A 24,590-nucleotide genomic window follows, 5' to 3' on the forward strand; every position below is an offset into this window, starting at 1 on the left:
GGCCGAAGCGCACTGTGCTTAATGAAACCAAGCTCACAGCGTCTGCGTCGTGTAATCCCCCTCAGGCTCATAGAGGCCGTCCTCGATCTTGGTCTTGTGGACGACATTCAGCCGGCCGCCTTCGACCTTGGAGATGTTCTGGATACCAAAGCACTGGTGGATCTTGCCGTTGAAGGTTTTCGGTCCCTGCGGATGCTCGGGCCCCTCGGCGAACTCGGTCAACGCCTCGGTCGCCTCGACCAGCTTGGCGCGGTCTTCCGGGCCCTTGTAGCCGGCATCCTCCATCGCCTTCTTGACGACGTAGAGCGTTTCCCAGCAGCCGAACATGTGCGCGGCGGTGGAGACGTCCTTGGGGTCGCCGACGGCGGCACCATTGTCATCGATGCCGACGGCGGCGCGGTAGGCCTTCTGTGCGGGGGAATCATCGGGCTGCGCGTAGCGCGGCGAGCCTTCCCAGAAATGGCTACCGTCGAGGAATTCGAGGCCGGGGCTGTTGATGTCGGTGGCTTCGAGCGAATCGATGAAGCCGAACAATTGCGGCCGATTGGAGCCGTAGAACTCGCCGAGCTCCTTGACGAAGGTGAGCACCGCCGGGCCGACCATGACGTGGTAGATCACCTCGGTCTCCGCGGGGATCTGCGGGAAATATTTGGTGAAGGAGGATTCCGTCGGCGGAATCGCGATCTGCGCAATGACCTCGGCGCCTTGCGCCTTCAGCGCCGGCGGCAGGTAGTCGCGATGGTCATAGCCGAAAGCGAAATCGGGGAAGATCTGCGTCACCTTCTTGCCGGCATTGGCGGCAATCCACGGTGCCATCGACTGGATCTGGCTCTTCACATCGGTGATGCCGGGCTGGAAGACGTAGCGGTTCAACTTGGTCGAGGCGACGTGGTGGCCTTCGCTGACAACGAAATAGGGCATCTTGGCCTCGCCGGCGGCCGGCGCCGAGCCGATCACGACATGCGAAAACAGCGTACCGTAGACGATGTCGGTCTTGTGCTGGGAGGCGAACTTGCCGACGACTTCGGCGCCCCGGCCGGGATCGGTGCCGTCATCCTCGATGATCACCTCGACCGGTCGGCCGTTGATGCCGCCGGCATCGTTGATCGCCTTGACGGCAGCCGCCGTGGTCTTCTCGTACCAGCGGCCATAGGCGGCGCCGATGCCGGTGCGGTGCGACTGAAAACCGATCTTGATCGGCGCCGAGCTCTGCGCCTGGCTGTAACGCACGAAACCCGGCGCGACGGCAAGACCGGCGCCGGCGGCAAGGCCCTTCAGCGCCGTGCGGCGGGTGAGAGCGGATCTGGAGAGATCGAAAAACCCATTCTTGTCAGTCACGGCAGTTCCCCTTGTTTTTTGAGCTTTGACCAATGGCTGTAGCAGGCAGGCCACTCTTGTTAAGAGGGGCAAAAATTGCATGTGTACAAACTAAATCACCAAAGCTCTGACGTGGCAAGCGAGCTTTCCCCAAGGTTCGATTGACGGGCATCGCACACCTCGTTCATCCGGCGCTCGGCGTCGCAAGCAGCCATAGGCCGAGGACGGTGTAGGCGATCATCAGCACGGTGAGCGGGAACTGGCTGAGCGCGGCGCGAGCCGGAATGGCGTGCAGCCGCCAGGCCAAGCCATGGGCGACAAGCACAGCAAGCATGTGGCCGGCTATGATGACGCCGGCCTGGAGGTTCCACAGCCACCACGCCGAACCGGCACCGGCGACGACGCCGGCTTCAATTGACATGTCGGCGGTACCGAACAGGTTCCAGCCCAGCGCAAACGGGTCGGAGAGACCGGCAATCGCATATTGGCCGTCGACCAGCAGCGCCGTCAGATAATGCGCGAAGTGGTAGGCGAGCGCGATCGGTACGATCGACCAGACCAAAAGCCCGGCGGCGTGACCGAGCGAATGCTTGCTGCCGGCAAGGTTCTGGCCAAGAAAGACGGCGAGCGCGAACACGGCCGCAAGCACGGCAAAGCTCAGCACAAGGCCGAAGCTGCCGATGCCGATCAAAGCGGTGCGTCCCGGAAACTCCAGCGGATTGATGCCGAACCAGCCTAGCCAGAAGAAGGTTTTCGACAGGCCGTCGAAGGACACCGACGACAGCGCAAGCAGCAGGAAAGCGACGCCGCTGCGCGGTAGCGGCGCGGCACCGAGCAGCTTGGCGCCCGGCCAGCAGAGTTTTAGCCGGCCGTCTGCGCTACGTTCGACGATGGCGAAGCGCGCCACCATGGAAAAGAACACGGTCAGGAACTCACCGCGCAGGGTCCAGTCGCGGTAGCCGAAGACCTGCATGGCGGCAAAGCTCAGCAGCCAGTAGAGGCCGGCGGCCCAGGCCAGCCGCGCCGGATCGTCGGGCGCAGGGTCGATCAGCTCGAACCAGGCGAAGGCGAAGAACAGCAGGAAAGCCGGCCAATAGCCGAGCCGTTGGGGGAGCAGATACGGCTGCGTTCTGCCGGACAGGCGCGAGGCGACGCGGCATGGCCCGTACCAGGGGTTGAGCCACGACCAGAGATCGCCGCCGAGCCCCTGCAACAGAGCCAGGCCAACCCAGAGAAGCGTCCATACGGTCAGCGGCATCGGATTGGAAAGCGGATCGCGGCTGCCGAACAGGCCGGCGGCAATCAGAATTGCAAAGCCGGCAAAGGATACCAGGCTGACGGCAGTCCGCGCGCCGTCGCCGAAGGTAAAAAGCGGCAGGCGTTTGCGCCAGAAGCGGTCGAGGGAGTCCGGCGGCAGTAGCGCCAGGACAAGGAAACTGGCGGCAACCGAGAGCGCGCCACCGACGACGTAGTAGCCGGTGGGGAGGAGCAGGACGTGGCCGCGGTCGGAGGCGTGGGCGAAGGCGGGCGTGGATGGGAATGCCAAGGAAGCGACGAGGCCGGGAAAGGGCCTGATTGCAGAAATGCAGCGCTCTACGGCGCCCCCCTCTGTCCTGCCGGACATCTTCCCCTCAAGGGGGGAGATCGGCGGTTCCGCCGTCGGCTCTCCTTCTGCAACTTTAGCGATTGGCGAAAGCAGCAATGAGGGCGCAATCTCCCCCCTCGTGGGGGAGATGTCCGGCAGGACAGAGGGGGGCGCGAAGGAACTCATACTACGCAAGAGTTCCCCTACCTCACACCTTCACCAACTGCTCCACGCGGTCCTTCTGGCCGAAGATGCGCAAATAGCGCTCGATCTCTTTCTCGTCGCCTGTCGACTTGGCCGGATTGTCGGAAAGCTTGACCGCCGGCCTGCCGTTGGCTTCGGTGACCTTGCAGACCAGCGAGATGGCGTCTAGCCGGTTGGTCTCGGTCGGCGCGCAGCCCTCGAAATCGTTGGTCAGGTTGGTGCCCCAGCCGAAGGACATGCGCACCTTGCCGCGGAAGTGGCGGTAGGTTTCCTCGATGGTCTCGACCTCCAGCCCATCCGAGAAGATGAGCAGCTTCTGCTTGGGGTCCTTGCCCTTTTCGCGCCACCAGGAAATGATTTTCTCGCCGCCTTCGATCGGCGGCGCGCTGTCGGGGCGGAAGCCGGTCCAGTCGGCGACCCAGTCCGGTGCATCGCGCAGGAACGCCGCGGTGCCGAAGGTGTCCGGCAGTACGATCAGCAGGTTGCCGCCGTAGTAGCGCTGCCAGTCCTGCAGCACGTTGTAGGGCGACTGTTTCAATTCCTTTTCCGAATTGGTGAGCGCGGCGAACACCATCGGCAGTTCATGCGCATTGGTGCCGAGCGCCTCGAGATCGTTGTCCATGGCGAGCAGCACGTTGGAGGTGCCAGTGAAGGCCTCGCCGATGCCCTCCTTCAACGCTTCGACGCACCAGCGCTGCCACAGGAAGGAATGACGGCGGCGGGTGCCGAAATCCGAGATGCGGATGCCGGGCAGCGCCTTCAGCCGCTCGGTCTTGGCCCACATCTTGGCCTTGGCGCGGGCATAGAGCACGTCGAGCGCGAACGGCCCGAACGCCCGCATGGCCGCGCGAGATCGAAGTTCATTGATAATTGCCAGCGCCGGGATCTCCCACAGCGTCGTGTACATCCACGGACCGCTGAAGGCGAGTTCGTATTGACCGTCGCGCTTGGAAAGCTCGTATTCGGGCAGCCGGAAATTTTCCAGCCAGGCGAGGAATTCCGGTTCGAATATCTGCTTGCGGCCATAGAAGGTGTTGCCGCCGAGCCAGATCATCTCTTTCTTAGAGAAGCGCAAGGTGCGGGCATGGTCGAGCTGCTCGCGCAGCTCCGTCTCATCGATCTCCTCGGCAAGGCGGACCGAGGTGGTGCGGTTGATCAGCGAGAAGGTGGCGTCGACCTTGGGATACATGCCCCAGATCATCTGCAGCATCAGAAGCTTGTAGAAATCGGTGTCGAGCAAGCTGCGGACGATCGGGTCGAGCTTCCAGGTGTGATTGTAGACGCGCCGCGCTATATCGGTCTTTGCCATCGCTCAATGCGCCTTCGCTGCTCGCTCTAGCTTTTGTCTAGCGCAATTCCGGACGGAAAACCGCTGCGCACTTTTCCTGGAATTGCTCCAAATGCCTCTTAGCATCGAATTTTTGAACGCGCCTCCCGCTTTGCGGGCTGGCCCGACAAAAAGAAGCCCCTGCGGCAAGCGGCGCCTACGGCAGTTTCGGCCTCAGGATGCGGTCTTGGCGCCGACCACCTTGAGCGCTGGACGCTTGCGGCGAATGCCGATGCGGCCTGCCACCGGCGCGTCGGCGCGGCGGTCGGCCTGCTCTTTCTCGGCAAACAGCCAGTCGATGAACAATTGCACGATCGGCGCCGACCGCATCTCGTTGCGGCAGACGATGTAGAAATCGTCGACGGCCGGCACGGAAAGACTGAACGGGGCGACAAGCAGGCCCCTGGCGAGCAGTCCGCTTGCCGTCACCGTGTCGCCGAGCGCCACGCCATGGCCGTGGACAGCGGCCTCGGTCGCCATGCGCGCGTCGCCAAGATGGTGGCGGCGGCCGCGCTCCAGGTCCAGCGCGTCAGCGGCGGCCAGCCAGGTATGCCATTCGCGGCCGTCGTCGCCATGCAGGAAGACGTGATCGGCGAGGTCGCGGACGGTGCGGATCGGGCGGTTGTTGATCAGCGTCGGGCTGACCACCGGGAACAGTTCGAGGCCCGACCATTTGCGCATCCAGCAGTCGGTCCAGCTGCCGTCACCATAGTGCACGCAGACATCGATATGCGGTGCGCGGACGTCCTTGGCATCATTGGATGGGATCAGCGTCAGCCTGATATCCGGATATTGCGACGTGAAGCTGCCCAGCCGCGGGATCATCCACAGCAACAGTAGCGCCGGCACGCAGGATACAGAGAGAACGCCGGTGCTGGCCGGCCTCGTCATGCGCTGCGTGGCGGCGGCAATGCCGTCGAAGGCGGTCGACACCGCCGGCAGCAACTCGGCGCCGTGTGGCGTCAGCTTCACCCGCTGACCGGCACGCTCGAACAGCTTGACACCCAACGATTGCTCGAGCGCCTTGATCTGATGGCTGATGGCGCCGTGGGTGACGTTGAGCTCAGCCGCCGCCTTGCTCAGCGAGGCGTGGCGCGCCGTCGCCTCGAAGGCGCGCAGCGGGTTGAGCGGTGGCAAACGCTTGGCCATTTGGACCCGAGGCTCTGTGAGATTTTCTCACAGATAACACACTAACAATATCAATTGATTTTTCAATGCAGCTACGGGACACTTTGCCCAGGCATTGCATCAAGACGTGAAATCTGCAGGCAGCCGACGGCTGCGGCTATCGGGGCCGCTGTCCGCGCGCCGCACCAGCCATGGAGGACCGACATGGGTTACGACCGCGGCAAGCTCGAAGCGTTGCGCCGCAAATACGGCGAGAGCCATGGCGGCGAAATGTTCGACCCGAAATTCCAGCGTGTCGCCGACAAGATCTTCTCCAAGACCGGCACGCGACTGGCGCCCTATTCCGGCATCCCGACCTTCCTCGCGGCGCCCTATCGGGAAATCGCCGCCGACAATCCGGATTTCGGCGATCTGCAGGTGGCGATGATCGGTGTGCCGATGGATCTGGGCGTCACCAACCGGCCGGGCGCCCGTTTCGGGCCAAGGGCGCTGCGCGCCATCGAGCGCATCGGCCCCTACAATCATGTGCTGGAATGCGCACCGACGCATGAGCTGAAGGTCGCCGACATCGGCGACGTGCCGTTCCAGAGCCGCTACCGGCTGGAGACCAGCCATGACGACATAGAACGCCGCACCAACCAGATCGTCGACGCCGGCGTCCTGCCCTTGTCTGTCGGCGGCGACCATTCGATCAGCCACCCGATCCTGAAGGCTGTCGGCAAGAGGGCGCCGGTGGGCATGATCCATATCGACGCGCACTGCGATACCAGCGGCCTGTTCGACATGACCAAGTTCCACCATGGCGGGCCGTTCCGCAACGCGGTGCTGGACGGCGTGCTCGACCCGAGCCGTACCATCCAGATCGGCATTCGCGGCTCGGCCGAGTATCTGTGGGAGTTCACCTATGAGTCCGGCATGACCGTCGTGCATGCCGAAGAGGTGACCGGCCTCGGCATTCCCGCAATTATCGAGAAGGCGCGCAGGATAGTCGGCGACGGCCCGACCTATGTCTCGTTCGACATCGACAGCGTCGATCCGGCCTTTGCGCCGGGCACCGGCACACCGGAAGTCGGCGGGCTGACGACGCGGGAAGTGCTCGAGCTGCTGCGCGGCCTGAAGGGACTCAACATCGTCGGCGGCGACGTCGTCGAGGTGGCACCGCAGTACGACGCGACCAGCAACACGGCGCATGCCGGCGCGCAGGTGCTGTTCGAGATCCTCAGCCTGATCGTCTTCAGCCCGGCAATCACCAGCAAGGCGGGCTGACACGCTCGACCATGATCCCGAAAAGGCGGAACCGGTTTTCGGAGAAGATCATGGTCCACTAGAGAACCCAAAGGCGACCGCCGCGCTGGAGTCGGCGGTTGCACTCAAACAAACAAGCTTCCAGCAGGGGAATGACAATGACACTTCACATGAAGCTCAAATCATCCATCGCCGCCGTGCTGATGCTCGGCGCGACCGGTCTTGCTTTCACCAACCAGGCCGCCAATGCCGACGCGATCGACGACATCGCCAAGGCCGGCGCCATCAATGTCGGCATCTTTTCCGACTTCCCGCCCTTCTCCTCGGCCAGCGCCGACATGAGCATCAAGGGCTACGACATCGACGTGGCGCAATCCATCGCCGACCAGCTCAAGGTCAAGCTCAATCTGGTCAGCGTGACCGGCCAGAACCGCATTCCGTACCTGACCGACAAGCGGGTCGACCTGCTGATGAGTGTCGGCTATTCCAAGGAGCGTGAGCAGGTGATCGATTTCGCCGCCGCCTACGCGCCCTATTACATCGCAGTCATCGGCCCGGCAGCTCTTGCGGTCAAAGGCAAGGAAGACCTCGCCGACAAGTCGATCGCCGTCAATCGCGGCACGCTGGAGGATACCTCGCTGACCGAGGCGGCACCGGCCTCGGCCGACATCCGCCGCTTCGACAACTATAATTCCGTCATCCAGGCCTTCATTTCGGGCCAGACCCAATTGATGGTGGTCGGCAACGATGTCGGCGCCCAGGTGCTTGCCCGCCAGGAGGAACTGAAGCCGGAGCAGAAATTCCAGCTTCTCACCTCGCCCTCGCATATCGGCCTCAACAAGAAGGAAGACCGCCTGAAGCAGGCGGTCAATGACGCGGTTGCCAAGATGCTGGCCGACGGCAGACTGGACGAAAGCTCGAAAGCCTGGCTGAAGACGCCGCTCGATCCCGCCAATCTCAAGGATTGATGGCCGGTGAGCTATAGCCTCGACTTCGGCTGGCTTGCCGGGGCGACAGGGGCGATCGCGCGCGGCGCGGCCACGACGATCCTGTTGATCACTGTCACCACGCTGGCGGGAACGTTGCTCAGCATCCTCGGCGCCGCAGGGCGGCGGAACGGTCCGCTCCTGCTCAAGCGGGCGATCGGCGTCTATGTCGAGGTGATCCGCAACACGCCGTTCCTGGTGCAGCTATTCTTCATCTTCTTCGGGCTGCCCAGCATCGGCGTCAGGCTCGATCCGATGCTGGCAGCCATGCTGGCGATGACGCTCAACATGGCTGCCTATACGATCGAGATCGTTGGCGCCGGGCTCGACGCGGTGCCGCCCGGGCAGACGGAAGCGGCACTGGCGCTTGGGCTCAGGCCGCGCCAGGTCTTCATCAAGATCGTTCTGCCGCAGGCGCTCAAGGTGATCTATCCGGCGCTGACCAGCCAGATCGTCATCATGATGCTGGAATCCGCCGTGGTATCGCAGATCGCCGTTCGCGAGCTGACCTATGAAGCCGACATGCTGCAGGCGCGCACGTTCCGGGCTTTCGAGACCTATTTCATCGTGACGATGGTCTATCTCATCCTGTCGATTGGGCTGCGCCGGCTGCTGGTCGGCGGCGGGCGCCGGCTTCTCGGAGCCGGCGTGTCATGATCGAATTCACCTTCTGGGACATTCTGCGCAACCTGCTGCTGGCGGCGCGCTGGACGGTGCTCTTGTCGCTGGCCGCCTTTGTCGGCGGGGCCGTGGTCGGCATGATCGTGTTGTTCTTCCGGATCGCCAAGAATAAATGGGCGCGCCGGTTTGCCTCCGGCTACATCGCGCTTTTCCAGGGCACGCCGCTGCTGATGCAGCTCTTCCTGATGTTCTTCGGCTTGCCGATGCTGGGCCTGCGCATCGAGCCGTGGACCGCGGCGGTGCTTGGCCTGACCTTCTTTGCCAGCGCCTATCTCGCCGAGATCTGGCGCGGCGGCGTCGATGCACTGCCGCGCGGCCAGTGGGACGCCGGCGCCAGCCTCGGCCTGCACTATCTACAGGAACTCCGGCTGATCATCTTGCCTCAGGCGTTTTCGATCACCCGCGCACCGACCGTCGGCTTTCTGGTGCAGCTGATCAAGTCGACCGCGCTGACGTCGATCATCGGTTTCGAGGAGCTGGTGAGGACATCCAACGCGATCAACAATGCGACCTTCGAACCGTTCAAAGTCTATGGGCTGGTAGCGCTGATCTTCTTCGTCATGTGCTTTCCGCTGACGCAATACGCACGTTCGCTCGAGCAGCGGGCGGCGGCCCGCTGAGCGGGCGACCAGCAATTCAACGCCCGAATACCAGCGGCGGCGCGATCTTGTCTCGCCGCAGCCAGCGCACCAGCAGGAGTGCCGCAACCACCGCCAGTCCCGACGACAGGCCGATCCAGATGCCGACGCCGTTGAAGCCGAAACGAAAGGCCAGCAGCACGCCGAGCGGCAGCCCGATGCCCCAATAGCCGATCGCGGCATAGATCATCGGCACCTTGGTGTCGTGCAGGCCGCGCAGCATGCCGCTGGCGACCGCCTGCGCACCGTCAAAAACCTGGAACAGCGCGGCAAAGGCGAGGAACGACACGGCAAGCGCCACCACCTCGGCATTAGCCGGATTGCCGAGATCGATGAAGGCGCCGATCAAGAGATGCGGCCACAGGATCATCACTAGCCCCATCAGCGCCATGAAGGAGACAGCGACGACATAGGCGGTCCAGCCAGCCCGGCTGACACCTTCCGGATTGCCGGCGCCGTGGGCAAGTCCGACGCGCACCGTCACCGCCTGGTTGAGGCCGAGCGGCACCATGAAGGTGATCGAGGCGATCTGGATGGCGATCGCATGGGCGGCAAGCGAAGCCGCATCGATCAGGCCCATGAGAAAGGCCGCCGCGTTGAAGATCGTCACCTCGAACGCCAGCAGGCCCGCGATCGGCAGGCCGAGCCGCAGCAGGCCCTTGAAGCGCGGCCAGTCGGCGCGCCAGAAGCGTCCGAACAGACGATAGCGCCGGAATTTCTTCTCAAGCATCACCACCGCCGCCATGCCGGCGAACATCAACGTGCTGGACAGAGTGGTGGCGAGGCCGGAGCCGGCGATGCCCATCGATTGGATGCCGAGATTGCCGAACATGAACAGCCAGTTGAAGAAGGCGTTGCAGGCGACGGCAACGAAGACGATGATCAGCGCCCAGCCCGGCCGTTCCAGCGCCGAAATGAACGAGCGCAGGACGATGTAGCCGAAAAAGGGCAGCACCGCCCATTCGAGCCAGCGCAGATAGATGCCGGCCTGGTGCGCCAGCGCCGGTTCCTGACCCATGGCCAGCAACACGCTCTCGCCGTGCCAGAGAAGGGCCCATATCGGAATGCAAATGAGGATCGCCAGCCATAGACCCTGGCGCACGGTGCGGCGCAGGTCGCGCACCGAGTGCCGGCGACGGCCGAGCTCGGTCGCCATCATCGGCGAGGTCGCCAGCATCAGGCCGAGCCCGAAGATGAGCGGCATGAAGTAGAGGTTGGCACCAAGCGCACCGCTGGCCAGCGTGTCCGGCCCCAGCCGCCCCATCATCATGACGTCGGTAGCGGTCATCGCGGTCTGGCCGAGATTGGTCAGCACCATCGGCCAGGCGAGCGCCAGCATCGCCCTGATTTCCCGACGCCAAAGGTTTTCCGGCGCGCGAGCGTCGGCTTCGATCGCAGACATTCTAGTTTTCCGCCTATCCGATTGCGGCACGTCGGCAAGAGCCGGAAGCCGCGTCTCAGCGCGGAAAATGGCCAAGATCGGCCGGATTCCGCATTACGACGGGTTTGTCTATCAAATGGGCACCGGTGGCAAGAGGCTGACTTGTGGAAGGGTTAAGCCAGTCGGTTCAATGCAGGCTATTGGAGAGGCTATGGAAGCCGCTATGGTCGCGGCAGATCCATTTGAAAGGCAGCCTGATGAGCGCGTTTCCCGAAATCTATCTGGTTCGGCATGGCGAGACGGAATGGAGTGCGTCCGGAAAACATACCGGCCGAACCGACATACCGCTGACGCCGGCCGGCGAGGAAGCGGCAAGGCGGATCGCTGAGCGGCTCAAGGGCCTGTCCTTCTCGGCGGTGTGGTCGAGCCCGTCGCAGCGCGCCTTCAACACCTGTGCGCTGGCCGGCTTCGGCTCGTCAGGCGTGAAGAAGGACGATCTGGCGGAGTGGGATTATGGTGCCTATGAGGGATTGACCACCAAGCAAATCCTTGCCGAAGGTCCAGGCTGGCGTCTCTTTCGCGACGGCTGCCCGAGGGGCGAGTCAGCCGCGGATGTCGGCTCGAGGGCGGACCGGATCGTCAGCCAGTTGCGCGAGGTCGGCAGCAATGTCCTGGTCTTCTCAAGCTCGCATTTCCTTAGGGTGCTGGCCGCACGCTGGCTCAGCCTGCCGCCGCAAGCCGGCGCGTTTTTCGTGCTGGATACCGCCAGCATAAGCGTGCTCGGCTATGAGCACGACCTTGACGAGCCGGTCATCCGGCGCTGGAACCAGAGATAGCAACCGATCCCGATTTATCGGATCGCGTCCAGCGCCTGCCTTTGCCTGTGCATTTCGAGAAACACGCGGTAGTCGCGATCGAACCGGCCGGCAGCAGCCGGATTGGGCCCTCGCGTCCTGCCGCCCTGTTGCATGGCGACGCAGGCAGCGTTCAAATCGGGAAAAAGCCTGGCCGCGGTGGCGGCAATCATGCCGGTGCCGAGCAGCACCGCCTCGTCCGCCAGCGGCTCGACCACCGTGCAGCCGGTGGCATCGGCATAGAGCTCCATCAACAGCGGGTTCTTGGTGTGGCCGCCGGTGACGTGCAGCGTGTCGATCAGATAGCCGTTCTCGTTCAGAGCTTCCAGCACATGACGGACGCCAAGCGCGATGCTGACGGCGGTGCGCCAGTAGAGCTTGCACAGACTGTCGAAGGAGGCATCCAGCGTCAGCCCGCTGATGACGCCGACGGCATGCGGGTCGGCGAGCGGCGAGCGGTTGCCGTGAAAATCGGGCAGTACGTGCAGCCTTGCGGCGAGGTTGTCGCCCTCGGCGGCGCGCAGCTCGGCGACGCGGTGGGCAATCCTGGCATGCATGGCGGCATCCGGCTCGCCGCCGGCGCCATGCCAGCGGATGATGTGGTCGAGCAGCGCGCCGGTGGCCGACTGGCCACCTTCCGACAGCCACAGGCCGGGAAGGGCTGCGCCATAATATGGGCCCCAGACACCGGCGAAAGGCTGCGGGTCGGGCGACATCGCCATGACGCAACTCGACGTACCGGCAATCAGGGCCAGATGGCGGCCGATGTTCGTCGCGTCACCGGCGAAACCGCCGAGCACGCCAAGCGCGCCGGCATAGGCATCGATGACGCCGGCGCCGACCCGGCATTTTTCGGTGAGGCCAAGCTCCGTCGCGGCTTGCGCGCCGAGCGGGCCGATATCGGCACCGACCGGGCTTGCCTTTTCCGGCAGGTTGCCGTGCTCAAAGATATCGCCGAGCCCGACGGCTTCGAAGAAGTCGCGCCGCCAGCCGGTCGCTTCATGGGCTAGATAGGTCCATTTGGCGGTCAGCGTGCATTGTGAACGGGAGAGCGAGCCGCTTGCCTTCCAGGTGAGGAAGTCGGTGAGGTCGAATAGATAGCCGGCTTCGTTCCATGTTCCGGGCAGGTTGCGCTTCAGCCACATCAGCTTCGGCGTCTCCATTTCCGGCGACATGACGCCGCCGATATAGTCGAGCACAGCGTGGCCGCTTTCAGTGCATTCGTCGGCCTCGGCAATTGCGCGATGGTCGAGCCAGACAATGGTGTCCCAGCGCCTTTCACCAGTGACGGACACGCTGAGCTGGCCGCCATGCCGGTCTCGCACCACCAGCGAGCAGGTGGCGTCAAAGGAGATGCCGACGATATCCTCGGCCCGCACGCCCGCCTTTTCGCGGGCAGCGCGGACGGCCATGCACACCGCCGACCATATATCCTGCGAATCGTGCTCGGCATGGTCGGCCTTCGGCTGTTGCATGGCGATCGGGTGCTCGGCGCGGCCGAGCAAGGCGCCACCGGTGTCGAGAATGCCGGCACGAGCGCTTCCGGTGCCGACATCGACCGCGCAAACGAAACTGTTGGTCAAGGTGTTCTTGCTCTCGCTCCCAAGCCTGCAATCAGATCGGGCAATTGCAGCATGTCAGCGAATATAAAGTCCGGCTCACTCGACGCAAGCCGCGCTTTCAATGCCGGGTTGCCGGTGTGCGAGCCGCCGGTGAAGGCAAGGACGCGCATGCCGGCCGCCCGCGCCGCTTCGATGCCGGCCGGGCTGTCCTCGACGACGAGGCAGTTTCGCGGGGCCGCTCTCATTTTATCTGCTGCGTGGAGAAAGAGATCGGGCGCCGGTTTGCCCCGCGCCACCATGGCGGCGCTGAACAAATGCGGCTCCAGCAGCCCAAGCAACCCGGTGACGGCGAGCGCATAGCGGATGCGTTCCAGGGTGCCGGAGGAGGCGACGCAGCACGGTACGCCGAGCCTCGGCAGGACCTGTGCGATACCTGGCATCGGTTTCAGCTCCTCGCGGAATCTGCGCATCAGTTCGGAGCGCATCTCGGTCAGATGCTGGTCGGTGAGATCGAGCCCGAAGTCGCTTGCGAGGATTTCGCGGACGCTCTTCATGCTCTTGCCGAGGAAGTGCTCGTAGGCAATGTCCTCGCTGACGTTGCCGCCGGCAAGCGCGATCATCTCCAGCAATGCCGAGACGGACAGCATCTCACTGTCCACCAGCACGCCGTCACAGTCGAAAATGACCAGTTCAGGCGTCATCGCGCTGGATCGGCTTCAGAGGTCGCCGGCGAGATAGCGCGTCAGTGTCGCGCGCGCGCCGTCCGCCCACAGCAGTCTCAGCGCTTGGCCGAAGGCTTCAGCGAACGGCGGCGAGCGGCCGACATCGCCATAGATGTCCTCCATGGCAAGCCAGGCGGCAGGCATGTCCCTGGCCGCCTTGGCCGTCGCCTGCAACCGGCCCCAGTTCGGGTCGTTGGGCTCGGTGACGGCACCGGAATCCGTCGTGCCGAAGCAGTAGCGACACCAGAGCGCCGATTCCAGCGCAAGGCCGGTGACACTTTTGCCAGCCTTCAGCCGGTCGGCGATGGTCGGGATGATGAATTTCGGCTGGCGGTTGGAGCCGTCGAGGCAAAGCCGGCGTATGGTGTCGCCGATCTTCGGATTGGAGAAGCGGTGCTCGATGAGCTGGTAGTAATCTTCGAGGTCGGTGTCCGGAACCGGCGGCACGGTCGGGATGATTTCGTCATACTCGAGCTTGTCGAGGAAGCCGCGTACCAGCGGCTCCTGCATCGCCTCATGGACGAAATGGATGTCCATCAGCCCGGCCGGATAGGCGATGGTCGCATGGCCGCCATTGAGGATGCGGATCTTCATCAGCTCATAGGGCGCGACGTCGCTGACGAACTGCACGCCGACCTTTTCCAGCGGCGGGCGGCCGTCGGTGAAACGGTCCTCCAGCACCCATTGCTTGAACGGTTCGCAAAACACCGGCCAATTGTCGTCGAGGCCGAACTCGCTGGAGAGAATGCCGCGCTCGCGGTCGGTGGTGGCCGGCGTGATGCGGTCGACCATGCCATTGGGAAAGGCAACGTTCTCGCTCACCCAGTTTGCCAAACCTTCGTCGATCAGCCGCGCAAGGCCGATGACGCCATCTGAGGTGACGTGGCCGTTATGGGGGATGTTGTCGCAGGACATGATTGTGAAGGGCACGATACCGTCGGCGCGGCGGCGCAGCAGCCCGGCGAGGACGAGGCCGAAGACGGTCTTCGGCGTCGCCCCCGGCTCAGCGTCGGCAACGATGTCGGGATGTGTCGGATTGAAGACGCCGGATGCCGGATCGATGAAATAGCCGCCCTCGGTAATGGTCAGGGAGACGATCTTGATCGCCGGATCGGCAAGCCGCTCGACGATTGCGGCCGCATCGCCCGGCACCAGGAAGTCGATCATGACGCCGGTGACGCGCGCGCTCATATGGCCGCTGTCCTGCTCGACCACGGTGGTCAGCCAGTCCTGCTCCTGCAACTTGCCGCGGCCGACCTTCTCGCCCTCGAAGACGCCGGCGCCAACAATGGCCCAGTCGTGGCCGACACCCGAATTGAACAGGTCGTCGAGATAGACGGCCTGGTGCGAGCGATGGAAATTGCCGACGCCGAAATGCACGATGCCGGCCTTGAGCGCGGCGCGATCATATTTCGGGCCGGCGACCTTGGGCGGCAGCTTGGCGAGGATGGAAGAAGAGAGTTTCACGGTCATCTGCTTTTACCCTTTAGCGGGACGGCTCTTCCCCCCGTGGAGGAGACGGGGGGAAGAGCGCCTTCGCCCCCTCAACTCATCCACTGGCCGCCATCGACATTGTAGGTCTGGGCGACGATGTACTCGGCCTCATCGCTGGCCAGGAACACCGCCATGCCGGTGAGGTCTTGCGCCGTGCCCATGCGGCCATAAGGCACGGCTTCGCCGACCAGCCTCTTCTTCTCGCCCCTCGGCCGGTTCTCGAACTTGGCGAACAAGGCATCGACATGGTCCCAATGCTCGCCGTCGACGACACCCGGGGCGATGGCATTGACGTTGATGCGGTGTTTGATCAGGTCGAGCCCTGCCGACTGGGTGAGCGAGATGACCGCCGCCTTGGTGGCGCAGTAGACGGTGACCAGCGCCTCGCCGCGGCGCCCGGCCTGGCTTGCCATGTTGATGATCTTGCCGCCCTTGCCCCGGGCAATCATCGAACGGGCGGCGGCCTGCAACGTAAACAGCGTGCCGGCGACGTTGACCGAAAACAATTTGTCGTAGCTTGTCTTGGTGATCTCGACGATCGGCGCCAGGTCGAACAAAGCAGCGTTGTTGATCAAGATATCCAGGCCGCCGGCCCTGGCTTCGACTGCCTTGACGGCCTCATCGATAGACGCGAGATCGGTGACGTCGAGCTTTACCGCGTAGGCGTTGCGGCCGATTTCCGAAGCCGTCTTCTCGGCGGCTTCGAGATTGATGTCGCCAATCGCGACCGTCGCCCCTTCGCGCATGTAGGCTTCGGCAAACGCCCTGCCGATGCCGCGCGCCGATCCGGTAATCAGCGCCGATTTACCCCGGAGCCTCATTGCAGCATCGCCTTCCCGTCGGCGCCGAAACGATGCAGCTTGGCCTTTTCCGGCGTCAGGTAGATCGTGTCGCCGTGATGGGCGGCCAACTCGCCGTCGGCACGCACCGTCAGCTGCCCGACACCATCCGCCTGGACGTGCAAAAACGTGTCGGAGCCGAGATGCTCGGCAACCCCGACCGTCGCCTTCCAGTCGCCTGACGTCTTCGAAATGTTCATATGCTCCGGGCGGATGCCGACCGTCTTGGCGCCATATTTGGCGGCCGGCGCGCCTTCGATCAGGTTCATCTTCGGCGAACCTATGAAGCCGGCGACGAACAGGTTCTTCGGCGTCTTATAGAGCTCCATCGGCGAGCCGACCTGCTCGATATTGCCGGCATTGAGCACGACGATCTTGTCGGCCATGGTCATCGCCTCGATCTGGTCGTGGGTGACGTAGACCATGGTTGTCTTGAGCTGGTGATGCAGCTCGCTAATCTCCAGCCGCATGGTGCCGCGCAGCGCCGCGTCGAGATTGGACAAAGGCTCGTCGAACAGGAAGGCCGACGGCTGGCGCACGATGGCGCGGCCGATGGCGACGCGCTGCCGTTGGCCGCCGGAGAGCTGGCCGGGGCGGCGGTCGAGGTAGTTGGTGAGGTTCAGGATCCGCGCGGCGTCCTTCACCTTCTTGTCGATGGTCGCCTGGTCCTCGCCCGCCATCTTCAGCGGGAAGGCGATGTTCTTGGCCACCGTCATGTGCGGGTAGAGCGCATAGGACTGGAACACCATAGCCAGCTTGCGCTTGGCCGGCGCCTCGCCGGTGACGTCGCGACCATCGATGATGATGGTGCCGCCGCTGGTATCCTCGAGACCGGCGATCAGACGCAACAGGGTGGATTTGCCGCAGCCCGACGGGCCGACGAAGACGACGAACTCTCCGTCCTCGATGACGAGATCGAGGCCGGGGATGATGGACGTCGCCCCGAAGGATTTGGAGACGTTCTTGAGCGTGATGTTTCCCATGGTTTCCTCCCCCGAAGGGCTATCTTTTCGTTTTGCGTCAGGCGATGCCCGCTACTTTACCGCACCGAATGTCAGGCCTCGGACCAGCTGCTTCTGGCTGAACCAGCCCATGATCAGTATCGGTGCGATCGCCAGCGTCGAGGCGGCCGAAAGCTTGGCCCAGAACAGCCCCTGCGGGCTGGAGAAGGAGCTGATGAAAGCGGTGAGCGGCGCGGCCTCGGTGGTGGTCAGCCGGATCGTCCAGAACGCCTCGTTCCAGGCGAGAATGATGTTGAGCAGCATGGTCGAGGCGATGCCGGGGACCGCCATCGGCGTCAGCACATAGATGATCTCGTTCCAGAGCGATGCGCCGTCCATGCGCGCCGCTTCCAGGATCTCGCCCGGGATCTCGCGAAAATAGGTGTAAAGCATCCAGACCACGATCGGCAGGTTGATCAGCATCAGCATGACCATCAGGCCGATACGGCTGTCGAGCAGACCGGTATCGCGGAAGATCAGATAGATCGGAAACAGCACGGCGACGGCCGGCATCATCTTGGTGGAAAGCATCCACATCAGGATGTCCTTGGTGCGTTTGCCCGGCGAAAACGCCATCGACCATGCCGCCGGTATGGCGACGAGCAGAGCCAGGATGGTCGAGCCGACCGACAGGAACACCGAGTTCAGGAAGAATTTGAAATAGCCGTTCTGCGCCTGGACCTCGGAATAGCTCTCCGTGGTTCCCGACGGGAACAGGTTGAAGCCCTGGATAGCCTCCTGCTCCGACTTGAACGAAGTGATGATCGTATAGAGGATCGGGAAGAAGATCAGCAGCGCGACGATCCAGGCGGCCGCGGTAGCAATCGTCTTGTGCTGGGTGGTGACTGCACGTGCCATGGTCAGGTCCTCCCTATCGGCGATGTTGGCGGCAGGGTCGACCCCCACTCCGGTTTGCTGCGCAACCCACCTCTCCCCCGATCGAGGGGGTGGAGGAAGGGCGCGGTTTCGATGCAGGCCTTTCCTCTACCCCGGGCAGGGGGAGAGGTGTCCCGCGCAGCGGGACGGAGTGGGGGTGGTTCAGCGCACGTGCCATCTTATCCTCCCTTATTTATCCAGGTTCTTGCCGACAGCGCGCATGGCGAAGAAGGCAACGATGTTGGCGAGAATGACGGCAATGATACCGCCGGCGGACGCCTGGCCGATTTTGAACTCCAGCAATGCCTTCTGATAGACGAGGAAGGGCAGGTTGGTGGAGGCGTAACCCGGGCCGCCATTGGTGGTGACGAGGATCTCGGCATAGACCGACAGCAGGAAGATCGACTGGATCAGGATGACGACGGTTATGGCGCGCGACATATGAGGCAGCGTCAAATAGATGAAGCGGCTGATGAAGCCGGCGCCGTCCATTTCGGCGGCTTCCTTCTGCTCGCCGTCGAGCGACTGAAGCGCGGTCAACAGGATCAGCGTAGCAAACGGCAGCCATTGCCAGGCAACGATGATGATGATCGCCAGGAGCGGATGCTGCCCGAACCAATCGATCGGCTGCCCGCCGAAGAAGCGCGCAATATCGGCGAAAACCCCGTACTGCGGATGCATGATCATGTTCTTCCAGACCAGTGCTGCCACCGGTGGCATGACGAAGAACGGCGAGATGACAAGGATGCGGACGATGCCCTGTCCCCACATCGGCTGATCGAGCAGAAGGGCGAGCAGAATACCGCCGATCACCGTGATCAAAAGCACGCTGACGACGATGGTGAGCGTGTTGAGGATCGACTGCAGGAATGCCGGGTTGGAATAGAACAGCGCGTAGTTCGAAAACCCGACGAAGCCGTCGCGCATCGGATTGAGCGGGTTGTATTGCTGGAAGGAAAACCACAGCGTGAATGCCAGCGGCACAATCATCCAGACCAGCAGCAGCACCACGGATGGCGCCATCATGAAACGGGCAAGCGAACGGGTCTGCTGAGTAGCCATGACGGTCACCCTTCGAGGTCGGCCAAGTTTTCAGCGGTGTGAAAGCTGGCCGCCCGAACTGGGATTCGGGCGGCCGTTGCCGGTCGCCATTGGCAACCGGCACCGGGAGGAGCTTACTTGATGTAACCGCCCTCGGTCATCGTCGCGGTGGCGGCGTCCTGCGCCTGCTTCAAGGCATCGTCGACGCTCGACTGGCCGGCAAGTGCCGCCGAGAAGAGCTGGCCGACGGTGGTGCCGAGACCCTGGAACTCAGGAATGGCGACGAACTGGACGCCGACATAAGGCACCGGCTTGACGGTCGGGTGCGTCGGATCGGCGGAGTTGATCGAGTCCAGCGTCATCTTGGCGAAAGGTGCTGCCTTCTGGTATTCGGGATTGGCATAGAGCGACGAGCGCGTTCCCGGCGGAACGTTGGCCCAGCCTTCCTTCGAGGCGACGAGCTCGGCATAGTGCTTGCTGGTTGCCCAGGCTACGAACTTTTGAGCGGCGTCGGCCTTCTGCGTGCCGGCGGGGATGGCTAGCGACCATGCCCACAGCCAATTGCCGCGCTTGCCGAGGCCATTGTCCGGCGCCAGCGCATAGCCGACCTTGTCGGCGACGGTGGAGTTCTTCGGGTCGGAAACGAAGGAGGCAGCGACGGTAGCGTCGATCCACATGCCGCATTTGCCCTGCTGGAACAGCGCCAGGTTTTCGTTGAAGCCGTTGGACGACGCGCCCTCGGGGCCGTCGGCCTTCATCAGGTCGACATAGAACTGCAGCGTGTTCTTCCATTCGGGCTGGTCGAATTGCGGCTTCCAGTTCTCGTCGAACCAGCGCGCGCCGAACGAGTTCGACATGGCGGTCAGGAAGGCCATGTTCTCGCCCCAGCCGGCCTTGCCGCGCAGGCAGACGCCGTTCACGCCGTTGGCGCGGTCGGTCATCTTGTCGGCGGCCTGCTTGATGAAGTCCCAGGTCGGTGCATCGGGCATCTTGAGCCCGGCCTTTTCCATCAGGTCCTTGCGGTACATGACGAAGGAGCTTTCGCCGTAGAACGGGGCTGCGTAGAGCTTGCCGTCGACCGACAGGCCGCCGGCTATGGCCGGGATGATGTCCTTGACGTCGTAATCGTCGCCGAGTTTGTCGAGCGGCAAAAGCCAGTTCTGCTTGGCCCAGATCGGCACTTCATAGGTGCCGATAGTCATCACGTCGTACTGGCCACCCTTGGTGGCGATGTCGGTGGTGACGCGCTCGCGCAGAACGTTTTCCTCGAGCGTGACCCACTGCAGCTGGACGTCGGGATTCTTGGCGGTGAAGTCGTCGGTCAGCTTCTGCATGCGGACCATGTCGCCATTGTTGACCGTGGCGATGGTGATGGATTCGGCATGCGCGGCGAAAGCGAGCGCGCTGGCCGAGAACAGGCCTAGGGTGAACGTGCGAAGTTTCATCAAAATTCCTCCCATAAACCAAGATGAGCATTTGCCTTGGCTGTGAGCAATTACTCACTTGCGATGAATTATGTCAAGACGGATTCGTTGCTGCAGCGCAGCACGCCGGGTCTTGTGCAGCGGCAAGCCTGGGACGTTTGCGGCATGTCTGACGAAGGATTCGGCCGGGCTGATTGGGCCCGGCGCTTTGCTATCGGGCTTGCTGGGATTCAGCCTACTGGCAAGCGATTTCACTCAGGATCCAATCGCGGAAGGCGCGGATCTTCGGCACGTTGCGTCGTGCCGTCGGATAGACCAGCCAATAGGCGTGGCCGTCGTCACCGACCAGATCAAAGGGCTGGATCAGGCGGCCGTCGGCAAGTTCGGTCTTGAACAGCGCCTTGGTAACGATCGCCACGCCGTGGCCGGCAATCGCGGCATTGGCCTCGTAGGCCTGCGCGCCCATGCTGGTGCCGGGACGCCTGGCCAGATCCTCGACCGGCAGGCCGGCGGCGGCAAACCAGTCCCGCCACCAGATGTCACCCGGGTCGAGGATCGGCAGCCGCAGCAGGTCGGCCGGCTCCTTGACTCCGCCGATGCTTGCCGCGAGCTTTGGACTAAGGACCGGCGTGAAATCGGCCCTGAAAAGCATATGGGTCTCGACGCCCGGCCAGTTGCCACCGCCGGAGCGGATGGCGATGTCGATATCCTCTCTGGCAAAGTCGACAACCCTGTTCGAAGTATCGACGCGCACCGCCAGCGACGGATGCGCGACCTGGAACGAACCGAGATGCTGCGCCAGCCAATTGGAGGCAAATGTCAGCAGCGTCGAAACGCAAAGCAAGCCGTCGGCGCCGGTGCGCGCGGCGGCATAGGCGCCGCTCAACAGCGCGAACGCCTCGCTGACCGCGGGCGCCAGGCGCTGGCCGGGTTCGGTCAGCACGATCTGTTTTGGCTGGCGCAAGAACAGGGGCGCGCCGATGCGCTCCTCCAGAAGCTTGATCTGATAGCTTGCCGCCGCCTGCGTCATGCCAAGCTCCTGGGCGGCCTTGGTGAACGAGAGATGCCGCGCCACCGCCTCGAACACCCGGATCGCCTGAAGCGGAGGAAGCTGCGAAACCAGCTGTCGTGAATTGAGCTCCGGCATAAGCCCTCCTTATGGGCAGTGATCGACGTTTGATTGGCGGCACCGGCCGGTCCTACCGATATTCCGTATTGAAGATCAATTACGCCTAGGGATAGCGAAGGCTGACGATCATGACCACAATACAGGAAAAGCTGCTTCTTGCTCCAGCCCATGGCTGGTTTTCACGGTTGGCGCGGGGATTGGCAAGGCACGCGGCGCGGAAACGGGCCTATCTCGACGTCCGGGAGCTGCCGCCGCATCTGCAGCGCGACATGGGCTTTCTCGACGGCAACGATCCTTGCGGCCGGCACCAGTAGTGACGCTCGTTTTATCGGGGATTCAGATGCGTTTCGATTTCACATGATCGTTTCCGACCGCCAGCGGCTCGGAGATCATGCGCCCGCCAGCAAGGCGGCGGCGGTCCGCTCATCGGTGATGAGGCCGTTGACCAACCGCCGGTTGACGGCGGCGAAGATGCCCGGCAGCTTGCGGTCGCCCATGGCAAGCGCGATCACCAGCGACTTTTCGCGCGACGGCAGCGGCGCCGACGACACCCGATCATTGGTGATGCCCTCGATCATGCGGCCGTCACGATCGAATACCCAGCCGACGATCTCGGCGACGCCGCCGGCCTTCTGCAGCGCCTTTAATTCGCCCTCCGAAATGAAGCCGTCTTCGTAAAGCGGCGCTTTCGGGCCGAGATCGCCGATGCCGACAAAGGTGACGTCGGCCTCGGCCGCAAGCGCCAGCGTCGGCTGGATCATCGGCTGGCTGAGCAGCATCTCGCGCTCCTCGGGCGAGGAAGCGATGACCGGCAAAGGCATCGGAAACGAACGCGCCTTGACCCTGTCGGCCATGGTGAAGATGACGTTGTAGAAGGCCGCCGAGCCGTCCGGCGAGATGTTGCCGGTCAGCGACACCACTTTGTGCTGCGGGCATTCCATCGGCGGCAGTTGCTCGATCGCGGCCTTCAGCGTGCGGCCGGTGCCGATCGCCATGACGATCGGCCCCCGCGACCGCAGCCGCCGTTCGATCTCGGCCGCCGCCGCCTCGGCGACGCCGATGACGGTGGAGGAAGAAGAAGGGTCGCTCGGCACCACCTCGACCAGATCGAGCGCAAAGCGCGATTTCAGCCGTGCCGCAAGGTCGAGGCAATTGGCGATCGGATGGTCGACGCGCACCTTGATCAGCCCTTCGGAGACTGCGAGCGACACCAGCCGCTGCGCCGTCTGCCGCGAGATGCCAAGCGTGGCGGCGATCTGGTCCTGGGTGTTGCCTGCGACATAATAGAGCCAGCCGGCACGCGCCGCGTCGTCCAGCCTGTTGCCGCCGCTGTCCTGCCGCGAATTCAAGTTCCTGCCTCCCAACCCCGCCGAGCATAAGAGGCGGAGCGCAGTAGTTTCGCAGGGAATGAACTTGCGCGCAATTGCCTATTGTAAGAGCAATTGCTTAGTGATGAAACTTGGGTGTTTGGAGCGAAGTGACAGGTCGACCCAGTCTCGTTGCAACAGCAAGGCTGTCGAGGTCGCACCAATCACGGTTCTAAAGCGCGTTGCGTTCGATCGACCTCATGCGACGCGTTTTAGGTTCCTTTTTATGCATGTCGTCATCGCAAAACCGCTGCACACTTTGCGCGACATGCATTAGCGGGGACGCGGCGGTTTATCTCGCGCGCTAAACGCTTTAAGGAATTTTTTGAGAATGGAGCCTTGCATGACGCCGAAAGCGGTTTTCTGGGATATGGACGGCACGCTGGTCGACAGCGAGCCGCTGCACGAGGCGGCGCTGATTGCGGCGCTGCACAGCGTCGGCATCGCGCCGCCGGCCGACCTGCATGAGCGCGTGCTCGGCATCGCCGCATGGCCGGTCTACGAAATGCTGCGCGACGAGTTCGGCCTCGACCTGCCTTTCGACGACTGGATCGTGCGCAAGTACGATCACTATCTGCCGATGGCCGAAACGCTGACGCCACGCACCGGCGCGATCGAGATTTTCAATGAGCTGCTCGCGCTTGGCGTGCCGCAAGCGGTGGTGTCCAACTCCGACAGGCTGATCGTCGATGCCAATCTGCGCGCCGTAGGCCTCGTATATCCCGGCATGAAGACGGTCAGCCGCAACGACGTGCGTGAAGGCAAGCCGCATGCCGAACCTTTCCTGCGCGCCGCCTGGTTGGCCGACGTCGATCCCGCCGAGGCCGTGGCGGTCGACGACAGCGTGACCGGCGCCACGGCGGGGCTGGCAGCTGGAATGAAGACGATTTTCTGGCCAGAGGTGCCCATGGAGGGGCCGCCGGGGGCGATTGTCATCAACAGCGCCGGCGAATTGCGGGCCGAACTCGGGCTTTAAGCCAGGCCCGGCGGGACCGCGCTCAACTCCGGTAGGCAGGCTCCTGCTCGTCGAGGATCGCCTTCAGTTCGGAAAGGTGGCGCTCGGCCTGGCCGGGATAGTCTTCCTGTTCCCTTGCCGCTTTCTCGGCGATCTCATCCGGCAGTACCCGCAGCGGCCGGCCGGTCCACAGCGCCTTGATATAGGTTTCGGCGGCGCGCTCGAAATAGAACATGCGGTTGAAGGTGTCGGCGACGCTGTCGCCGATGACCAGCACGCCATGGTTGCCCATCACCATCACCTTGACCTTCGGGTCGACAAGAAGCTGCGAGCAGCGCTCGCCCTCTTCCTCGAAGGCCAGCCCGCCATAATGAGCGTCGACGACATGGCGGTTGAAGAAGATCGCCGAGTTCTGGTCGATCGGCGGCAACGTCGAGTCAGCGAGCGAGGCAAGCACGGTGGCGTGGATCGAGTGGACATGCATGACGCAGCGTGCATGACGCACGTTGCGATGGATGGCACCATGCAGGCCCCACGCCGTCGGGTCGGGCGCATTCGGGCCGACCAGCGTGTCGGGATCATTGGCGTCGATCAGAAGCAGATCGCTCGCCTTGATACGCGAGAAATGCACCTGGTTAGGGTTCATCAGGAATTGCGAGCCATCGTCGTTGACCGCCAGCGAAAAATGATTGGCCACCGCCTCATGCATGTTAAGCCGCGCCGTCCAGCGGAAGGCGCAAGCCAGATCGACGCGCTCCTCATAGAACGGCAGGTTGGTCAGCACTTCCTTCTGCAGGCGCGTGATGCTCATCGTAACCTCCGTGAAAGAAGCAA

The 24,590-nt window shown here is 63.3% G+C and carries 23 protein-coding genes; 7 read left to right on the forward strand and 16 right to left on the reverse strand.

Going from position 1 to position 24,590, the window contains the following annotated elements; all coding sequences use genetic code 11:
* Nucleotides 1–33: 33 nt before the first annotated feature.
* The 4 genes from NKI25_RS13000 to gcvA (NKI25_RS13015) form a co-directional block, all read right to left on the reverse strand.
* Nucleotides 34–1,338, reverse strand: a complete 1,305-nt coding sequence (locus NKI25_RS13000; RefSeq protein WP_352539928.1) for an ABC transporter substrate-binding protein — start codon at nt 1,336–1,338, stop codon at nt 34–36.
* Between the two features lie 163 nt (nt 1,339–1,501).
* Nucleotides 1,502–2,941, reverse strand: a complete 1,440-nt coding sequence (locus NKI25_RS13005; RefSeq protein WP_352691404.1) for a hypothetical protein — start codon at nt 2,939–2,941, stop codon at nt 1,502–1,504.
* Nucleotides 2,942–3,110: 169 nt separating this feature from the next.
* Nucleotides 3,111–4,415 carry a nicotinate phosphoribosyltransferase gene (gene pncB / locus NKI25_RS13010; RefSeq protein WP_254815847.1) on the reverse strand — a complete coding sequence of 435 codons (1,305 nt, stop codon included), beginning with the start codon at nt 4,413–4,415 and terminating at the stop codon, nt 3,111–3,113.
* 192 nt (nt 4,416–4,607) lie between these two features.
* On the reverse strand, nt 4,608–5,582 hold the full coding sequence (gene gcvA / locus NKI25_RS13015) for a transcriptional regulator GcvA (protein WP_352998554.1): 975 nt from the start codon (nt 5,580–5,582) through the stop codon (nt 4,608–4,610).
* Nucleotides 5,583–5,765: 183 nt separating this feature from the next.
* Here gcvA (NKI25_RS13015) and speB point away from each other — a divergent pair, with 183 nt between their 5' ends.
* From speB to NKI25_RS13035, 4 genes are all read left to right on the forward strand, one after another.
* Nucleotides 5,766–6,827: an agmatinase gene (speB, locus tag NKI25_RS13020; RefSeq protein ID WP_352998555.1), complete on the forward strand. Its 1,062-nt coding sequence runs from the start codon at nt 5,766–5,768 to the stop codon at nt 6,825–6,827.
* 137 nt (nt 6,828–6,964) lie between these two features.
* Nucleotides 6,965–7,774: a transporter substrate-binding domain-containing protein gene (locus NKI25_RS13025; protein WP_352588638.1), complete on the forward strand. Its 810-nt coding sequence runs from the start codon at nt 6,965–6,967 to the stop codon at nt 7,772–7,774.
* A 6-nt stretch (nt 7,775–7,780) separates the two neighbouring features.
* A complete protein-coding gene (locus NKI25_RS13030; RefSeq protein WP_352697263.1) occupies nt 7,781–8,449 on the forward strand; it encodes an amino acid ABC transporter permease in 669 nt (222 codons plus the stop codon).
* On the forward strand, nt 8,446–9,093 hold the full coding sequence (locus NKI25_RS13035) for an amino acid ABC transporter permease (protein WP_023722520.1): 648 nt from the start codon (nt 8,446–8,448) through the stop codon (nt 9,091–9,093). Before NKI25_RS13030 ends, NKI25_RS13035 begins: the two co-directional genes overlap by 4 nt.
* 16 nt (nt 9,094–9,109) lie before the next feature.
* On the opposite strand, the gene NKI25_RS13040 is transcribed toward NKI25_RS13035, so the two are convergent.
* Nucleotides 9,110–10,513 carry an MATE family efflux transporter gene (locus tag NKI25_RS13040; protein ID WP_352998556.1) on the reverse strand — a complete coding sequence of 468 codons (1,404 nt, stop codon included), beginning with the start codon at nt 10,511–10,513 and terminating at the stop codon, nt 9,110–9,112.
* 233 nt (nt 10,514–10,746) lie between these two features.
* Here NKI25_RS13040 and NKI25_RS13045 point away from each other — a divergent pair, with 233 nt between their 5' ends.
* Nucleotides 10,747–11,328 carry a histidine phosphatase family protein gene (locus tag NKI25_RS13045; RefSeq protein WP_352588953.1) on the forward strand — a complete coding sequence of 194 codons (582 nt, stop codon included), beginning with the start codon at nt 10,747–10,749 and terminating at the stop codon, nt 11,326–11,328.
* Nucleotides 11,329–11,342: 14 nt separating this feature from the next.
* Here NKI25_RS13045 and NKI25_RS13050 read toward each other — a convergent pair whose 3' ends face one another.
* From NKI25_RS13050 to gcvA (NKI25_RS13090), 9 genes are all read right to left on the reverse strand, one after another.
* Entirely contained in the window at nt 11,343–12,929 is a 1,587-nt protein-coding gene (locus NKI25_RS13050; protein WP_352588647.1) for an FGGY-family carbohydrate kinase, read from the reverse strand.
* Nucleotides 12,926–13,609 carry an HAD family hydrolase gene (locus NKI25_RS13055; RefSeq protein WP_352588650.1) on the reverse strand — a complete coding sequence of 228 codons (684 nt, stop codon included), beginning with the start codon at nt 13,607–13,609 and terminating at the stop codon, nt 12,926–12,928. Before NKI25_RS13055 ends, NKI25_RS13050 begins: the two co-directional genes overlap by 4 nt.
* Nucleotides 13,610–13,624: 15 nt before the next feature.
* On the reverse strand, nt 13,625–15,103 hold the full coding sequence (locus NKI25_RS13060) for a mannitol dehydrogenase family protein (RefSeq protein ID WP_352998557.1): 1,479 nt from the start codon (nt 15,101–15,103) through the stop codon (nt 13,625–13,627).
* 71 nt (nt 15,104–15,174) lie between these two features.
* Nucleotides 15,175–15,945 carry an L-iditol 2-dehydrogenase gene (locus tag NKI25_RS13065; RefSeq protein WP_023676990.1) on the reverse strand — a complete coding sequence of 257 codons (771 nt, stop codon included), beginning with the start codon at nt 15,943–15,945 and terminating at the stop codon, nt 15,175–15,177.
* Complete coding sequence (locus NKI25_RS13070; RefSeq protein WP_023676991.1) at nt 15,942–16,946, reverse strand: ABC transporter ATP-binding protein; 1,005 nt, start codon at nt 16,944–16,946, stop codon at nt 15,942–15,944. Before NKI25_RS13070 ends, NKI25_RS13065 begins: the two co-directional genes overlap by 4 nt.
* Before the next feature lie 51 nt (nt 16,947–16,997).
* Nucleotides 16,998–17,822, reverse strand: a complete 825-nt coding sequence (locus NKI25_RS13075; RefSeq protein ID WP_023676992.1) for a carbohydrate ABC transporter permease — start codon at nt 17,820–17,822, stop codon at nt 16,998–17,000.
* Nucleotides 17,823–18,029: 207 nt separating this feature from the next.
* A complete protein-coding gene (locus tag NKI25_RS13080; protein ID WP_352998558.1) occupies nt 18,030–18,902 on the reverse strand; it encodes a carbohydrate ABC transporter permease in 873 nt (290 codons plus the stop codon).
* 113 nt (nt 18,903–19,015) lie between these two features.
* On the reverse strand, nt 19,016–20,326 hold the full coding sequence (locus NKI25_RS13085; RefSeq protein ID WP_352568548.1) for an ABC transporter substrate-binding protein: 1,311 nt from the start codon (nt 20,324–20,326) through the stop codon (nt 19,016–19,018).
* A 214-nt stretch (nt 20,327–20,540) separates the two neighbouring features.
* Nucleotides 20,541–21,452, reverse strand: a complete 912-nt coding sequence (gcvA, locus tag NKI25_RS13090; protein WP_352568549.1) for a transcriptional regulator GcvA — start codon at nt 21,450–21,452, stop codon at nt 20,541–20,543.
* A 110-nt stretch (nt 21,453–21,562) separates the two neighbouring features.
* Between gcvA (NKI25_RS13090) and NKI25_RS13095 the strand changes: the two genes are divergently transcribed.
* Nucleotides 21,563–21,748, forward strand: coding sequence for a hypothetical protein (locus tag NKI25_RS13095; protein ID WP_254815832.1), 186 nt, complete (start codon nt 21,563–21,565; stop codon nt 21,746–21,748).
* A gap of 75 nt (nt 21,749–21,823) precedes the next feature.
* Here the strand turns inward: NKI25_RS13095 and NKI25_RS13100 are convergent, their stop codons facing one another.
* Nucleotides 21,824–22,783 carry a sugar-binding transcriptional regulator gene (locus tag NKI25_RS13100; protein ID WP_352701860.1) on the reverse strand — a complete coding sequence of 320 codons (960 nt, stop codon included), beginning with the start codon at nt 22,781–22,783 and terminating at the stop codon, nt 21,824–21,826.
* Between the two features lie 361 nt (nt 22,784–23,144).
* On the opposite strand from NKI25_RS13100, the gene NKI25_RS13105 reads away from it, so the two are divergent.
* On the forward strand, nt 23,145–23,777 hold the full coding sequence (locus tag NKI25_RS13105; protein WP_023676998.1) for an HAD family hydrolase: 633 nt from the start codon (nt 23,145–23,147) through the stop codon (nt 23,775–23,777).
* 22 nt (nt 23,778–23,799) lie between these two features.
* On the opposite strand, the gene NKI25_RS13110 is transcribed toward NKI25_RS13105, so the two are convergent.
* A complete protein-coding gene (locus NKI25_RS13110; protein ID WP_352998559.1) occupies nt 23,800–24,567 on the reverse strand; it encodes a class II aldolase and adducin N-terminal domain-containing protein in 768 nt (255 codons plus the stop codon).
* Nucleotides 24,568–24,590: the final 23 nt, after the last annotated feature.

The sequence above is a fragment of the Mesorhizobium sp. M0808 genome, assembly GCF_040320025.1.
In the GTDB taxonomy this organism is placed as follows: Bacteria; Pseudomonadota; Alphaproteobacteria; order Rhizobiales; family Rhizobiaceae; genus Mesorhizobium.